Raw genomic sequence first — 14,008 nt, forward strand, 5'->3', positions numbered from 1 at the left:
CGCTTAGCCCAGGCGTTCGAGATCGGCGTCACCCATGCTACCGGGAATGACATAGACCGGGCAGGGGAGCTGGCCGGCTATCCCGACAAAGTGGCTTACCAGCGGGCCTGGCCCGCCATTGGCGGCAGCTCCCAGTACCAGTGCCGAAACTTCCGGGTGATCGGCCAGGTAATCGCGGATCACCTGCACACCTTCGCCCTGGCGGACGGAAATGGTCGGCGGATTGGTGCTGTCCGTCATCACCGCTCCGGCTGCGCTGGTAACCAAGGCTTCCGCCCGAACCCGGGCTTCTTCCTCAATCGTGGCCTGAATGCCGCCGAAAGCCACGAATGGCTGACGTGGGACAAGCGCGAGCAAGTGCACGGCGCCACCGGTACGCGCGGCGCGATGCGCAGCAAAGCGAAGCGCAACGCCAGCTTCGTCGGTTTCGTCCATGATGACCAGATAGACGCGCATCGGTATGCCCTTTCGATCGGCATCATATCCGCCACAATCGTATTCCGCAAAGGAACCTTGCCCTTGGACATACTTTTGGCCAGAGACGTAAGGGCAATTCCACTCCCCAGCAGGACTTAACCGAGCGATGCCGATCGAGATCAAGATGCCCGCCCTTTCCCCGACCATGGAGGAGGGCACCCTTGCCAAATGGCTGGTGAAGGTTGGCGACAAGGTTTCATCCGGCGATATCATGGCCGAGATTGAAACCGACAAGGCGACGATGGAATTCGAAGCCGTGGATGAAGGCACCATTGTGGCCATCACGGTTCCCGAGGGTTCCGAAGGGGTCAAGGTCGGCGCCGTGATCGCGACCCTGGCCAGCGATGATGAAGATGCCGCCACGTCGGCTCCAAAGGCAGCGGCGCCGGCACCCAAGGCCGAGGCTGCGCCAGCTCTTGCTTCTGCTCCGGCAGTTGCAGCTTCGCCCGCACCTATGGCCGCGGCAGCGAAGGCAGCCGATGGTGACCGCGTGGTCGCCTCGCCGCTGGCCAAGCGCATCGCTTCACAGCTGGGCGTTGACCTGGGCAAGGTAGCCGGTTCCGGGCCGAATGGCCGGATCGTCAAGGCAGACGTTGAAGGTGCCAAAGGCGGCGCAGCTACTCCGGCACCGGCGGTTGCTGCGCCGGCGGCCGCCGCAGCGCCCGCGCCCGATTTCGGCATCCCTTACGAGGCCGAAAAGCTCAACAATGTCCGCAAGACCATTGCCCGCCGCCTGACCGAGGCAAAGCAGACCATTCCGCATATCTACCTCACGGTCGATGTCCGACTTGATGCGCTGCTCAAGCTGCGTGGTGAATTGAACAAGGCGCTTGAGCCGCAGGGCGTGAAGCTTTCGGTCAACGATCTGATGATCAAGGCGCTGGCCAAGGCGCTGGAGATTGTGCCCAAGTGCAACGTCAGCTTTGCTGGCGATGAACTGCGCAAGTTCACGCGTTCGGATATCTCGGTGGCAGTTGCTGCTCCTTCGGGCCTGATCACGCCGATCATTGTCGATGCTGGTGCGAAGAGCGTTTCGCAGATTTCGAAGGAAATGTCGGCGCTGGCCGCCAAGGCCCGCGAAGGGAAGCTGCAGCCGCACGAGTATCAGGGTGGCACGGCCAGCCTTTCGAACCTGGGTATGTTCGGGATCAAGCAGTTCGATGCCGTGATCAACCCGCCGCAGGCGATGATCCTGGCGGTCGGCGCGGGGGAGCAGCGGCCATATGTGGTCGATGGCGCGCTGTCGGTGGCCACGGTCATGTCCGCCACCGGTAGCTTTGATCACCGCGCTATCGATGGTGCCGATGGCGCTGCGCTGATGCAGGCCTTCAAGCAGCTGGTTGAGCTGCCGCTTGGCCTGCTGGCCTGATCCCCCCGGAGAATCCCATGTCTGAACTCTATGACGTTATCGTCCTGGGCTCTGGTCCGGGTGGCTATGTTGCGGCAATCCGTTGCGCCCAGCTGGGACTGAAGACCGCCATCGTTGAGCGGGAAAACCTTGGCGGTATCTGCCTCAACTGGGGCTGCATCCCCACCAAAGCGCTGCTGCGTTCAGCAGAGGTGCTGCACAACATGAAGCACGCGGCGGCCTATGGCCTGGCAGCGGACAATATCCGTGCGGACCTGGATGCGGTGGTCAAGCGCAGCCGGGGTGTGGCCAAGCAGCTCAACCAGGGCGTCACGCACCTGATGAAGAAGAACAAGATCGCGGTGCATATGGGCACCGGCGTGCTGAAAGGCGCGGGCAAGCTGGAAGTGACCGGCGAGAAGGGGGCCGAAACCCTGACCGCCAAGCATATCATCGTCGCCACCGGAGCGCGCGCGCGCGACCTGCCGTTTGCTCCCGCGGACGGCAAGCGGGTCTGGACCTATCGCCACGCGATGGTTCCTCATGAACTGCCCAGCAAGCTACTGGTGATCGGCTCGGGCGCGATCGGGATCGAGTTTGCCAGCTTCTACAATGACATGGGAAGCCAGGTTACTGTTGTGGAGATGATGGACCGGATCGTGCCGGTCGAGGATGCGGACGTATCGGCTTTCCTTGAAAAGGCATTGGTGAAGCAGGGCATGACGATCATGACCGGCGCCGGGGTTGAAAAGATCGACGTGTCTGCTTCAGGCGTAAAAGCCGCGATCAAGGGCAAGGACGGAAAGGTCGTCACCAGCGATTTCAGCCATGTGATCGTCGCCGTCGGCATCGTTCCCAATACCGAGAACATCGGGCTGGAATCGCTGGGCGTAAAGGCCGAACGCGGGATCATCGCTATTGACGATTATGGCCGCACCAATGTGAAGGGCCTCTGGGCGATCGGCGACGTTACGCCGGGTCCGTGGCTGGCGCACAAGGCCAGTCATGAAGGCGTGATCGCCGCCGAAAGCATCGCCAAGGAACTGGGCAACAAGGAGGTCCACCCGCATGCGATGGACCGCCGCAATATCCCGGGCTGCACCTATTGCCATCCGCAGGTCGCCTCGGTCGGCCTGACCGAAGCCAAGGCGAAAGAGGCTGGCTATGCCGTAAAGGCCGGAACATTTCCCTTCATCGGCAACGGCAAGGCCATCGCGCTGGGTGAACCGGAAGGCTTCATCAAGACCGTGTTCGATGCCAAGACCGGTGAACTGCTGGGGGCGCACATGGTCGGCGCGGAAGTGACCGAACTGATCCAGGGCTATGTCGTGGGCAAGACGCTTGAGACGACCGAGGCTGAATTGATGGCCACGGTCTTCCCGCACCCGACGCTCAGTGAAATGATGCATGAAAGCGTGCTGGCCGCTTACGGGCGGGCGCTGCACATCTAGGCGCCGATGCACCTCAACCATTCGCTCGACGCTCCGGTCGCGGATCCGATTGACTTTGAGGATTTCCTCAAGGTCGATATCCGTGTCGGCCGGATCGTTGCCGCGGAGCCATTCCCCGAAGCGCGCAAGCCGGCCTACAAGCTGACGATCGACTTCGGTCCGGTAATCGGCATCAAGCGCTCATCGGCGCAGATTACCGAGCATTACGCGGTTGAGGGCCTGCCCGGCCGACTGGTTGCGGCGGTGGTCAACTTTCCGCCGCGCCAGATCGGCAAGTTCATGTCCGACGTGCTGACGCTGGGCTTTCCTGATGCGCATGGGGCGGTAGTGTTGTTTGCCCCGGATCAGTCCGTCCCACTGGGTGGGCGGCTGTTTTAGTCCTGGCGGACAGGGTGGGATTCGAACCCACGGTGAGCTTGCACCCACGGCGGTTTTCAAGACCGCTGCCTTAAACCACTCGGCCACCTGTCCATACCAGTACGAAGCCCGCTAGCGACAAAGTGCAGGATTGTCACGCCCGATGGATTTTCCGAATCGTCGGAGCTGTGCCAAGGTCCAGCAAATGAGCTTGCTGCATCGAATTTGGATTGCTTTTCCGTTGGGTGCGGCGGCCGCGGCATTCTCCATGCCGTCTGTTTTGCAGGTCGACGCGGGTGGAGCGAGCCAGGCGGTTCTTTCTTCTGACGCTTCTTCGCCTGTCCAGCCCGATCGTTTCCAGTCTTACCTACAGCTGGTTGCAGCCAAGGCGCGCGGGCAGGGCATCAGCCAGATGGCTATCGACAGCGTGCTGGGTGGGTTGACCTTCAACCCCCGCGTTGTCGCGCTGGATCGGGCGCAGCCAGGCTCAAGCCCTGGTACGCCGCCGCCGTTCTGGAGCTATTACAATCGGCATATCGGTGCGGCACGAATCAAAGGCGGGCGCGATGCCCTTGCGGACAACGCCGGGCTGGTTGGCCAAATTGAGGCGCAGTATGGCGTCCCCGCCAAGTTGATCATCGCGATTTGGGGGAAGGAAACCTTCTACGGAAGGATCAAGGGAGATTTTGACCTCGCGCGTTCGCTGGCGACCCTGGCTTATGAAGGGCGCCGGCGCGATCTGTTCGAGGGTGAGCTGATTGCCCTGATGAAGATGGTTGACCGCGGCGTGGCGCGCGCCCGCATGCTGGGCAGCTGGGCCGGAGCCTTTGGCAATCCACAGTTTCTGCCTTCGGTGTATCTGCGCGTTGCCCGCGATGGCGACGGTGATGGTGATGCGGATATCTGGAACGACCGCGCCGATACCTTCGCCTCGATCGCGAACTATTTCCGCGATGCCGGATGGCGCGCTGGTGAACCATGGGGGGTCAAGGCATCGCTGACCCAAGGCTTCGATCGCAGCGGCCTTGGCACCCGGCTCGTTTCGCCGGCTTGCCCGCGGGTCTATGCCCGGCATTCGGTCTGGAAGACAGTTTCCGAGTGGCGCAATCTAGGTGTTGTGCCGCTTGGCTCGATTGCCGATCAAACGATGGCAACCCTGTTTGAACCTGACGGTCCAGGTCAAGGTGCATTTCTCTTAACCGGTAATTATCGGATTATCCTGCATTATAACTGCTCGAACTACTACGCTTTATCCGTGGGGTTGCTTGCAGATGAGATTGCCCGTTAACCGAAACCTGCCGCTTGCGGCATTGCCCTTGCTTCTCGCGGCCGGTGCGCCGGCCTTGGGGAAGGAGCGGGCCGAGCCCTATTATGGCAATGGTCCGCAGGCCGATTACCCGATGGTACTCGGCAAGCCTTTCATGGTCGATGGTGTCACCTATACTCCTGCCGATACGTTGAATTATGACGTGGTTGGCTGGGCCGCGACAACGACTGATGGCGGCAACCAGATAACCGCCAGCCACCGCACGCTTCCGCTGCCGAGCTATGTTGAGATTACCGCGCTGGAAACGGGCCGGACCATCCTGGTTCGGCTCGAGCGCCGCGGGCCGATGACGGGCGAACTCTTGACCGAGCTTTCACCCGGCGCGGCCGAACAGCTGGGTATCCTTGGCCAGGCTGGAGCCGCTGTGCGCGTTCGCCGGGTCAATCCGCCAGAGCCGGAACGGGCCGCGCTGCGGTCCGGCCGCCCCGCGCCGCTGCGAATGGAAACGCCGCCCTCGCTGCGCAACGTCTTGCTGCGCCGGCTTGAGCTACAGGGCGCGGGCGCGCAGGTCTCGCGTCCCGGTCCCATGCCGAACCCGGATCGTGCCGCCGCTGCGCAGGCTGCGCGGCCAGTGACCACACGCCCGCCGATGCGCCCGCCGATGCGCCCGGCGGAGGCGGCACCGCCCGCTGAGCAGGAACGCGCAGTCGATGCACCGACTAACACGGGCTGGTTCGTGCAAGTGGGCGCATTTTCGGTTCGGGAGCGTGCCATTGCCGTGGCCCGTTCGCTGGGAGCGCAAGTTGTGGCCGGTGGCGGGCTATGGCGGGTACGCTTTACCGGCCTGGCGGGGGCACGGGCGGCCGAGGCTGCGCTGGCGAAGGCACGGGACGCCGGTTATACCGATGCGAGAATCCAGCGCGCCGACTGAGTGATGATCAGGAGGCCAAGCCTCCCGAGGACCGTTTGCCGAGCAGGCTGACAGCAATCGCAGTGGCTCTCGCCACCTTGGCACTGCCGGCACGTGCGGGCCAATCGCTTGTGCCGGCTGGGCTGGAGCGCGTCCCCGTCGCCCTGCTGGTCGATCTTTCCGCCGGGCAAACCCTTTACGCGCGCCATCCGGACAAGCCGTTTCGCCCGGCATCGATGACCAAGGCGATGAGCGCGCTGGTCGCATTCGATCTAATTAAGGCCGGGCGGCTTGATCCCCAAACCATCGTGATTGTGGATCCTGGCCTTGCCCGCCAATGGTCGGGCAAGGGCACAACCTTGTCGCTACGGGCCGGAGAGCGGATCAGCGTCGACCGACTGATCGAGGGGATGGTCACGGTATCTGCGAACGACGCCACCGAGGTTCTGGCTCGCTTCGCGGCAGGCCATCGTGCTGAATGGATTCGGCTGATGAACCTTCGGGCCAGGGCGCTTGGCATGGATGCAAGCACCTTTGGCAGTCCCAGCGGTTGGCCGGACGGCGGCAAAACCATGGTGACCGCGCGCGACATGATCCGCCTTGCCCGGGCCCTGATCGAAGAGCATCCCGACCTTTACCGCCGCTACTTTGGACACCCAGCAATGGCTTGGCGCGGAACAACATTGGCAAGCCGCAGCCCATTTGCCGGCCAGTTCGACGGTGCTGACGGGATAAAGACCGGACATACGCGCGAAGCCGGATACAACTTCCTTGGCGCGGTGGAGCGCAACGGGCGGAGGCTTGTATTGCTGGTTGGCGGTGCGCCGAGTGAGGCTGCAAGGGCAGCAACCGCCCGTGCGCTGGCAGAATGGGGATATTCGGCCTGGCAGAGCCGCCCCCTGGTTTCAGCCGGACAGGTGATTGGCACCGCGCAGGTCCAGAATGGTGCGCAGCGGGCGGTTGAGCTGGTTGCTTTACGCAGCTGGCAAGTTGCCGTGCCAAGGGGGGCTAAGGGAAAGATATCGACCAGAATCGTCTACAATGGGCCTTTGATGGCACCGCTTGAGGCCGGGCAGATTGTCGCCGGTCTCGAGGTGAAGGTTGGCGACCAACCTGCGCATGACGTTCCGCTGGCCACAAGACAGCGGGTAACGCGGGCCGGACCGTTCGACAGGATGGCAAATGGCCTGCTAGGGCTGATCCCATGAAACGCGGAAAGTTTATTGCCCTTGAAGGCGGAGAGGGTGCCGGAAAGAGCACCCAGGCTCGCCTGCTGGCCGAGGCTTTGCAGAAAATCGGCCAGACGTGTGTCATCACCCGTGAGCCGGGCGGCACGCCCGGTGCCGAAGCCATCCGTGGGCTGCTGTTGGGCACCGAGGGGGAGGGATGGCATCCCCGCGCGGAAGCGCTACTTTTCGCTGCCGCGCGTTCCGACCATGTCGAGCGGTTGATTGTTCCGGCGCTTGAGCGCGGGGAATGGGTAATCTGCGATCGGTTTGTTGATTCCAGTCGGGCCTACCAGGGTGGCGGCGGCGGGCTGTCTGACGCTGAAGTGCTCGATCTCCATCGGATCGGCAGCGGCGGCTTGTTGCCCGACCTGACCCTGCTGATCGAAGTAACCCCGGCCATTGTCGCGCAGCGCCTGGCCCTGCGCGATGGTGATCAGGCGGACCGGATTGGCGGCCGTCATGCCGATTACCACGCCGCCGTCGTTGCGGCTTTTCGACGTTTCGCTGATGCAGAGCCCCACCGCTTTGCGCGGATTGACGGCGATGGCCCCGCACGGGCAGTTCACGCGGCGATCCTTTCAGCGCTGGGGCCGCTGCTGCCATGAAGCTTTTTGGCCACGATGCAGCCTGGGCCGAGTGGCGCGCAGCCCTTGGTTCCGACCGGATGCACCATGCCTGGATCTTGGCCGGACCGCGCGGAACCGGGAAAGGTCTCTTTGCCAGGGCCGCCGCTGCCGAACTGGTCGCAGAGCCTGGCGTGCCGCAGCCGCCAGTAAACCATCATCCGGACATCCTGATCCCCGAGCACCCACCCGAGAACAAGGATGAAGAAAAGAAGCGGGCCGATGGGCAGGAAGATATCCGGCGCAAGCGTTCGATCCCGATCGACGAGATACGCAGTGTTCAGCATCGGCTGACCACCCGCCCGACGCTGGGTCAAAGGCGCGCTGTTATTATCGATCCGGCTGACGATCTGGAGAAGGGCGCCGTTAATGCCTTGCTCAAGAGCCTCGAGGAGCCGCCGGTTGGCACCTATTTCCTGCTGGTCGCACACCGCCCTGGTCGGCTGTTGCCAACGATCCGGTCGCGTTGCCGGATGTTGCGCTTTGCCCCACTCGCCGATGCCGAAGTAGACTCAGTGCTGCGTGCGGCCGCGCCCGAGGCAGATCCAGCGGCTCGGGAAGCCGCCGTTGCCGCTGCGCAAGGCGCGCCTGGGGTCGCGCTTGAATTTCTCGATCAAGATCTGGGTGCGATTCTAAAGGCGATGCAGGCCATCCTGACGCGCGGCGACGATGATTTCCCGCTGCGCGGCATCCTTGCCGCGGAGATCGGTGCTCGCCCGGACCGTGAGCGGATGCAGGCTGTGGTTGAGCTGGCTCGCGCGGTCGTGGCCGCTGATCTGGCTGGCGCACCGCGGGCCCACCAGGCGCGGATTATCGCAGCCCACGCCGAACTGGTGCGCTTTGCCGGGCAGCTCCCGACCTATAACTTCGATCCCGGCCTCGCTGCCATGGAAATTGGCGGGTTGCTGGCCTCCGCCGCGATGCCTAGAGAGGCCACGTAACTCAGCCAGAAAGACTGCAACCGGCCATGGCCGAACCATTCTATATCACCACCGCTATCGCTTATCCCAATGGCCGCCCGCATATCGGCCACGCCTATGAAGCCATCGCGGCCGATGCCATTGCGCGGTTCCAGCGGGCCATGGGCCGCGATGTGCGCCTGGTTACCGGCACCGATGAGCACGGCCTCAAAATGGACCAGACAGCGCGCAAGCTGGGGCGGGATGCGCTTGAGTTCGCCACGGAAATGTCGAATTATTTCCGTGAAATGTGCGCTGCTCTTGATATCAGCTATGATGCGTTCCGACGCACCACGGAAGAGCAGCACAAGGCCGCCTCGATCGCGGTCTGGCAGGCCATGGAAGCGGCGGGTGATCTTTACCTCGACCGCTATGAGGGCTGGTACTCGGTCCGGGATGAAGCCTTCTATGACGAAAGCGAACTCAAGGACGGGGAAGGGGGGCAGCGTCTTTCCCCGCAGGGCACGCCAGTGGAGTGGACAGTGGAGGAAAGCTGGTTCTTCCGCCTATCAAAGTATCGCGATTACCTGATCGAACTTAACGAAACGCCCGGTTTCCTTGAGCCAGAGAGCCGCCGGAATGAAGTTCTGGCGTTCCTGAAGGGCAATGAATTGCGCGATCTGTCGGTATCGCGCACCAGCTTTGACTGGGGTGTCCCGGTACCGGGCAGCCCGGGCCACGTGATGTACGTCTGGGTCGATGCGCTAACCACCTACCTGACCGGGATCGGCTTCCCGGATCGGGAGGGCGATTTTGCCCGGTTCTGGCCGGCAAACCTGCACCTGATCGGCAAGGACATTGTCCGCTTCCACACGGTATACTGGCCGGCCTTCCTCAAGAGTGCGGGCCTGCCTGCGCCCAAGGCGGTGTTCGGACACGGTTTCCTGCTGCACCGCGGTGAGAAGATGTCTAAATCGCTCGGCAACGTGGTCGATCCGCTGGAACTGGCGGAGCGCTTTGGGGTCGATCAGCTGCGCTATTTCCTGTTGCGCGAAGTCAGCTTCGGCCAGGACGGTTCCTATTCCGCCGAGGCCATTGTCACCCGCTGCAATGCCGAACTGGCCAACAGTTTCGGCAACCTGGCGCAGCGATCGTTGTCGATGATCTTCAAGAACCTGGATGGAAAACTATCGGCATTCGAATCTGCCGAGGCGGATGCGGCCTTGCTAGCGACGGTTCAGGCGACTTGCGCGGACGAGTTTCCCGCTGCGTTCGGCGCGCTGGACCTGTCTGGCGCGATCGAAGCGTGGATGAAGGCGGTCTTCGCCTGCAACCAGTACGTTGATGAACAGGCGCCCTGGACGCTCCGCAAAACCGATCCGGAACGGATGCGCGTGGTTCTGATGACCCTGTTCAGCGCAGTCCGCAGCCTAGCCATTGCCATTCGCCCGGTGGTTCCGGCATCGGCCGATCGCCTTCTTGATCAGATGGGGATTCCGGCCGTGGCGCGCGACTTTGCAGCGCTTGGAACCACGAACTGGCTGGACGAATTGCTGGGCAGCGGGTTCACGCTGGAGCAGCCTGTTGGTGTATTCCCGCGGCTTGAACTGCCGGCTGACGAGGCGGCCGAATGATGCTGATCGATTCGCACTGCCACCTTGAATACAAGGGGCTGGTCGAAGATCAGGCAGGCGTGCTGGATCGCGCGCGGCAAGCCGGGGTAGGGGGCTTCCTCTCGATCTCGACCCGTCAGCGCGAATGGGATCAGGTCATCGCCACGGCCGAGCGTGAGGCCGATGTTTGGGCTAGCGTGGGCATTCACCCGCATGAAGCCGATGCCCATGCCGATCTGGGCGAGGCTGCACTGCTGGCCGCGGCGGAGCATCCCCGGGTGATCGCGATTGGTGAAACGGGACTCGATTACTATTACGATCATTCCGACCGCGCGGCGCAACAGGCGCTGTTCAGGCGGCACATTGCCGTTAGCCGCGCCACCGGATTGCCGATCATCATTCACACCCGTGACGCTGAAGACGATACGGCGGCAATCCTGCGCGATGAGATGGAACAGGGCGCTTTCCCGGCGCTGATCCATTGCTTCACGGCATCGGCCGATTTCGCGCAAATCGTGCTCGATCTTGGCCTGACGATTTCGCTGTCCGGGATCGTCACCTTCAAAAATGCCAAGGATTTGCAGGAGATTGCAGCAACAATCCCGACTGATCGCTTGCTGGTAGAGACCGATGCGCCGTTCCTTGCGCCGGTGCCCCATCGCGGCAAGGTGTGCGAACCGGCATTCGTGGCGGATACGGCCAGATTCGTGGCCGGCCTGCGCGGCGTAACGCCCGAAGACCTAGCCGAGACGACGACGCTCAATTTCAGCCGGCTGTTCAGCAAGGCCGCGTTGTGAAGTTGCTGATGCTAGGCTCCGGCACGTCAACCGGAGTGCCGCGGATCGGTAACGATTGGGGCCTGTGTGATCCCAGTGAGCCGCGCAACCGCCGCACGCGTGCATCGATCATCGTTGAAAGTGTTTCAGGTCAACGCATTCTGGTTGATACTTCGACTGATTTACGAGCGCAGTTCCTGGCCCATGGGATCGACCGGATCGATGCCGTGTTCTGGACTCATGACCATGCCGACCATACCCACGGGATCGATGATTTGCGACCGCTCCGCTATGGTCGTGCTGGTCCGATACCGGGTTATGCCGTGGGAGAAACCGTGCGACGGCTGCGTCAGCGGTTCGACTATGTATTCGCCGGACAGTACGGCTATCACACGATTGTTGAACTCGACACTCTTGAACGCCTGCGGATCTGCGCAGGCTTTGCCGTTGCTCATTGCCAGATGCCGCATGGACCCGCGCAATCGACCGCTTTACGGTTCGAAAATGACTGCAAGACAATTGGTTATGCCACTGATTTTAGCGCAATAAATCGGGAGATGGTTGATTTGTTCAGCGGGGTTGACCTGCTGGTGGTTGATTGCCTCCGTCGGGAACCGCATCCGACCCATGCTTGCCTGAGTATGGCGTTAGAGCTGATCGAGGCCAGCCGGGCCAGGCAGGCAGTTTTGACGCACCTGGATAAATCGATGGATTACAAGTCCTTGTCGGCCGAAGTCCCGCCGCACGTTGCCGTTGGCTACGATGGGCTTGAGGTTGTGCTGTGATTTCGGCCGAGCAGATTGCGGTGGTAGCCGTGCTGCTGGCCAGTTTGTTTCTTGTGTCGCGAAATCTTCGATCCGCGGGGCTGTCGTTTAACGGAGCGGCGAAGATGGCGGTGATCTGGGTGATTGTTATCGCCATAGTTACCTGGATAGTCAGCCTCTCGGCCCTCTAAGGCAGCGCTTGATTTAACATAATATATATTATCATCCTTTCTGTTCGAGTACGAAATGCCTCCAATCGATCGCCTCCTCGCCATCATGGCCCGTCTCCGCGACCCGCACAGCGGTTGCGAATGGGATCTTGCGCAGACCTACGCGACGATCGCCCCGTACACGCTAGAGGAAGCCTATGAGGTCGCCGATGCGATCGAGCGCAACGACCTGTCGGCGCTCAAGGAAGAACTGGGCGACCTGCTCCTGCAGGTGGTCTTCCATGCCCGAATGGCCGAGGAAGCCGGTCACTTCGATTTTCACGCCGTTGCCGAAACAATTTGCATCAAGATGGAAGCCCGCCACCCACACATCTTTGGCGATGCTGATGACGACGGCCAGTCTCGCGAGGAACGCTGGGAAAGCTTGAAGGCCGAGGAGCGCGCGGCCAAGGGCGCAACCAGCGCGATGGACGGGGTTGCCGTGGCGCTGCCGGCCTTGCTGCGTGCTGAAAAGCTTCAGAAACGCGCCGCGCGCCAGGGATTCGACTGGCCTGATCATGAAGGACCAACCGACAAGCTTCACGAGGAAATGGGCGAACTGGCCGCCGCGGGAACAGAAAATGAACGGATCGAAGAGGCTGGCGACCTGCTCTTTGCTGCCGTCAATCTTGTTCGCGCCTATGGCGTCTCTGCCGAGGACGCCTTGCGCGCCGCCAACGCCAAATTCGAACGACGTTATCGCGGAATGGAACGGCTGGCTCGCTATCGGAACGTTGATTTCGCGCAGCTTACGCTCGACCAGCAGGAAGAACTCTGGCGTGACGTCAAGGCGTCAGAGGCGAACAAACCGGCCTAGTTCGCGCGGCTCAAGCCGCACTGTCAAACGCCGCAACGGGCCGCGCTCATCCTCGCCGCCGTCTTGATCAGCGACCACTTCACCATGGGCGTGCAGCCAGGCAAGGCGCTGGCCGTCACTAACCGGTACGACGAATTCATGCGGCCGGGCGCCAGATGTCAGCAGTTTCGAAACGTCAGACAGCAACTGCTCGCAACCCTGGCCGGTGATCGCGGAAATCGGCACGATAACTTCATCCGGGTGCGCAGAAATCTGGGCGGCAAGCTCGTCAGCCCGTTCCGGCGGGAGCAAATCCCACTTGTTCCAGGCCTCAACGATCGGGACCGTGGGTGTGGCCCCTTCCCCTTCGATCAGCCCAAGTTCCTCGAGCACTTCCAGCACCTGCCGCTTTTGCGCCAGGCTGTCTGGATTGGAGATATCGCGCACATGCACGATAACGTCCGCCGCCGTCACCTCTTCCAGCGTAGCGCGGAAGGCGGCAACCAGCTGGGTCGGCAGGTCGGAAATGAAACCTACCGTGTCCGAAAGGATCGCCTTGTCCACGCCGGGTAAGCGGATCCGCCGCATCGTGGGATCGAGCGTGGCGAAGAGCAGGTCTTCGGCCATGACCCCTGCCCCGGTCAGGCGGTTGAACAGCGTCGACTTGCCAGCATTGGTATAGCCGACCAGCGCGATCACGGGCCACGGAGCCTTCTCCCGTCGGCTGCGATGGAGTCCGCGGGTGCGGCGTACCTGCTCCAGCTCGCGGCGCAAGCGGGCCATCCGGTCGCGGATCATCCGCCGGTCTGCTTCGATCTGGGTTTCGCCTGGGCCGCCCAAAAAACCAAATCCACCGCGCTGCCGCTCAAGATGGGTCCATGACCGGACCAATCGGCCGGCCTGGTAATCAAGGTGGGCCAGCTCAACCTGCAACCGGCCTTCAGCCGTGGCTGCCCGCTCCCCAAAGATTTCAAGGATCAGGCCGGTCCGGTCGATCACCTTGCGCTTAAGCTTGTCTTCCAGGTTGCGCTGCTGGATCGCGGTCAGCGCGCCATCGACGATCACCAGCTCGGCCTGCTCCATCTCGCAGGTTGCGGCTATGTTCTGAATCTGCCCATCGCCGAACAACGTGCCGGCCCGCGCCTCGCGGATGGGCACCGTGTCGGCCTCAACCACCACCAGGCCGATCGCCAGGGCGAGCCCCTTGGCTTCCTCAAGCCGCGCTTCGGGATCGGAGGCGCCACCGCGGGCCCGGAAGGTCGGACACACAACCACGGCCCGTGCACCGC

Annotated in this window: 15 protein-coding genes and 1 tRNA gene; 13 read left to right on the forward strand and 3 right to left on the reverse strand. The window is 62.4% G+C overall.

The window, feature by feature from the left end:
* Positions 1–3: 3 nt before the first annotated feature.
* Positions 4–456 (reverse strand): universal stress protein, encoded by a 453-nt coding sequence (locus RQP55_RS02040; protein WP_315608507.1) that lies wholly within the window; start codon positions 454–456, stop codon positions 4–6.
* Positions 457–583: 127 nt separating this feature from the next.
* Between RQP55_RS02040 and RQP55_RS02045 the strand changes: the two genes are divergently transcribed.
* The 3 genes from RQP55_RS02045 to RQP55_RS02055 are packed head-to-tail and all read left to right on the forward strand — an operon-like array spanning position 584 to position 3,654.
* A complete protein-coding gene (locus RQP55_RS02045) occupies positions 584–1,846 on the forward strand; it encodes a pyruvate dehydrogenase complex dihydrolipoamide acetyltransferase (RefSeq protein ID WP_315608508.1) in 1,263 nt (420 codons plus the stop codon).
* Between the two features lie 17 nt (positions 1,847–1,863).
* The gene (lpdA, locus tag RQP55_RS02050) at positions 1,864–3,276 is read left to right on the forward strand and encodes a dihydrolipoyl dehydrogenase (protein ID WP_315608509.1); all 1,413 of its coding nucleotides are present in this window, start codon (positions 1,864–1,866) and stop codon (positions 3,274–3,276) included.
* 6 nt (positions 3,277–3,282) lie between these two features.
* Positions 3,283–3,654: a tRNA-binding protein gene (locus RQP55_RS02055; RefSeq protein ID WP_315608510.1), complete on the forward strand. Its 372-nt coding sequence runs from the start codon at positions 3,283–3,285 to the stop codon at positions 3,652–3,654.
* A gap of 3 nt (positions 3,655–3,657) precedes the next feature.
* On the opposite strand, the gene RQP55_RS02060 is transcribed toward RQP55_RS02055, so the two are convergent.
* Positions 3,658–3,747: transfer RNA gene (locus RQP55_RS02060), tRNA-Ser, on the reverse strand.
* A gap of 154 nt (positions 3,748–3,901) precedes the next feature.
* Between RQP55_RS02060 and RQP55_RS02065 the strand changes: the two genes are divergently transcribed.
* The 10 genes from RQP55_RS02065 (at position 3,902) to mazG (ending at position 12,740) form a co-directional block, all read left to right on the forward strand.
* Positions 3,902–4,921 carry a lytic murein transglycosylase gene (locus tag RQP55_RS02065; protein ID WP_315608511.1) on the forward strand — a complete coding sequence of 340 codons (1,020 nt, stop codon included), beginning with the start codon at positions 3,902–3,904 and terminating at the stop codon, positions 4,919–4,921.
* Entirely contained in the window at positions 4,905–5,831 is a 927-nt protein-coding gene (locus RQP55_RS02070; RefSeq protein WP_315608512.1) for a septal ring lytic transglycosylase RlpA family protein, read from the forward strand. Before RQP55_RS02065 ends, RQP55_RS02070 begins: the two co-directional genes overlap by 17 nt.
* A 62-nt stretch (positions 5,832–5,893) precedes the next feature.
* Positions 5,894–7,018, forward strand: coding sequence for a D-alanyl-D-alanine carboxypeptidase family protein (locus RQP55_RS02075; protein ID WP_315608513.1), 1,125 nt, complete (start codon positions 5,894–5,896; stop codon positions 7,016–7,018).
* On the forward strand, positions 7,015–7,644 hold the full coding sequence (gene tmk / locus RQP55_RS02080; protein ID WP_315608514.1) for a dTMP kinase: 630 nt from the start codon (positions 7,015–7,017) through the stop codon (positions 7,642–7,644). The genes RQP55_RS02075 and tmk overlap by 4 nt, the downstream gene beginning before the upstream one ends.
* On the forward strand, positions 7,641–8,603 hold the full coding sequence (locus tag RQP55_RS02085) for an AAA family ATPase (protein ID WP_315608515.1): 963 nt from the start codon (positions 7,641–7,643) through the stop codon (positions 8,601–8,603). The genes tmk and RQP55_RS02085 overlap by 4 nt, the downstream gene beginning before the upstream one ends.
* 26 nt (positions 8,604–8,629) lie before the next feature.
* Positions 8,630–10,195: a methionine--tRNA ligase gene (gene metG, locus RQP55_RS02090; protein ID WP_315608516.1), complete on the forward strand. Its 1,566-nt coding sequence runs from the start codon at positions 8,630–8,632 to the stop codon at positions 10,193–10,195.
* Positions 10,195–10,971 carry a TatD family hydrolase gene (locus RQP55_RS02095; protein ID WP_315608517.1) on the forward strand — a complete coding sequence of 259 codons (777 nt, stop codon included), beginning with the start codon at positions 10,195–10,197 and terminating at the stop codon, positions 10,969–10,971. The genes metG and RQP55_RS02095 overlap by 1 nt, the downstream gene beginning before the upstream one ends.
* On the forward strand, positions 10,968–11,735 hold the full coding sequence (locus RQP55_RS02100; protein WP_315608518.1) for an MBL fold metallo-hydrolase: 768 nt from the start codon (positions 10,968–10,970) through the stop codon (positions 11,733–11,735). The genes RQP55_RS02095 and RQP55_RS02100 overlap by 4 nt, the downstream gene beginning before the upstream one ends.
* Positions 11,732–11,905, forward strand: coding sequence for a hypothetical protein (locus RQP55_RS02105; protein WP_315608519.1), 174 nt, complete (start codon positions 11,732–11,734; stop codon positions 11,903–11,905). Before RQP55_RS02100 ends, RQP55_RS02105 begins: the two co-directional genes overlap by 4 nt.
* A gap of 55 nt (positions 11,906–11,960) precedes the next feature.
* Positions 11,961–12,740 carry a nucleoside triphosphate pyrophosphohydrolase gene (gene mazG, locus RQP55_RS02110; RefSeq protein ID WP_315608520.1) on the forward strand — a complete coding sequence of 260 codons (780 nt, stop codon included), beginning with the start codon at positions 11,961–11,963 and terminating at the stop codon, positions 12,738–12,740.
* Here mazG and hflX read toward each other — a convergent pair.
* Positions 12,717–13,994, reverse strand: coding sequence for a GTPase HflX (gene hflX, locus RQP55_RS02115; protein ID WP_315608521.1), 1,278 nt, complete (start codon positions 13,992–13,994; stop codon positions 12,717–12,719). The two genes, mazG and hflX, sit on opposite strands and share 24 nt — an antisense overlap.
* Positions 13,995–14,008 lie beyond the last annotated feature (14 nt).

This window comes from Novosphingobium sp. APW14 (genome assembly GCF_032337075.1).
In the GTDB taxonomy this organism is placed as follows: Bacteria; Pseudomonadota; Alphaproteobacteria; order Sphingomonadales; family Sphingomonadaceae; genus Novosphingobium.

Bases quoted from the DNA above. Each gene is read 5' to 3' on its own strand.
- RQP55_RS02040 (WP_315608507.1), bottom strand. From the start codon at position 456: ATGCGCGTCTATCTGGTCATCATGGACGAAACCGACGAAGCTGGCGTT.
- RQP55_RS02045 (WP_315608508.1), top strand. From the start codon at position 584: ATGCCGATCGAGATCAAGATGCCCGCCCTTTCCCCGACCATGGAGGAG.
- lpdA (WP_315608509.1), top strand. From the start codon at position 1,864: ATGTCTGAACTCTATGACGTTATCGTCCTGGGCTCTGGTCCGGGTGGC.
- RQP55_RS02055 (WP_315608510.1), top strand. From the start codon at position 3,283: ATGCACCTCAACCATTCGCTCGACGCTCCGGTCGCGGATCCGATTGAC.
- RQP55_RS02065 (WP_315608511.1), top strand. From the start codon at position 3,902: ATGCCGTCTGTTTTGCAGGTCGACGCGGGTGGAGCGAGCCAGGCGGTT.
- RQP55_RS02070 (WP_315608512.1), top strand. From the start codon at position 4,905: ATGAGATTGCCCGTTAACCGAAACCTGCCGCTTGCGGCATTGCCCTTG.
- tmk (WP_315608514.1), top strand. From the start codon at position 7,015: ATGAAACGCGGAAAGTTTATTGCCCTTGAAGGCGGAGAGGGTGCCGGA.
- RQP55_RS02085 (WP_315608515.1), top strand. From the start codon at position 7,641: ATGAAGCTTTTTGGCCACGATGCAGCCTGGGCCGAGTGGCGCGCAGCC.
- metG (WP_315608516.1), top strand. From the start codon at position 8,630: ATGGCCGAACCATTCTATATCACCACCGCTATCGCTTATCCCAATGGC.
- RQP55_RS02095 (WP_315608517.1), top strand. From the start codon at position 10,195: ATGCTGATCGATTCGCACTGCCACCTTGAATACAAGGGGCTGGTCGAA.
- mazG (WP_315608520.1), top strand. From the start codon at position 11,961: ATGCCTCCAATCGATCGCCTCCTCGCCATCATGGCCCGTCTCCGCGAC.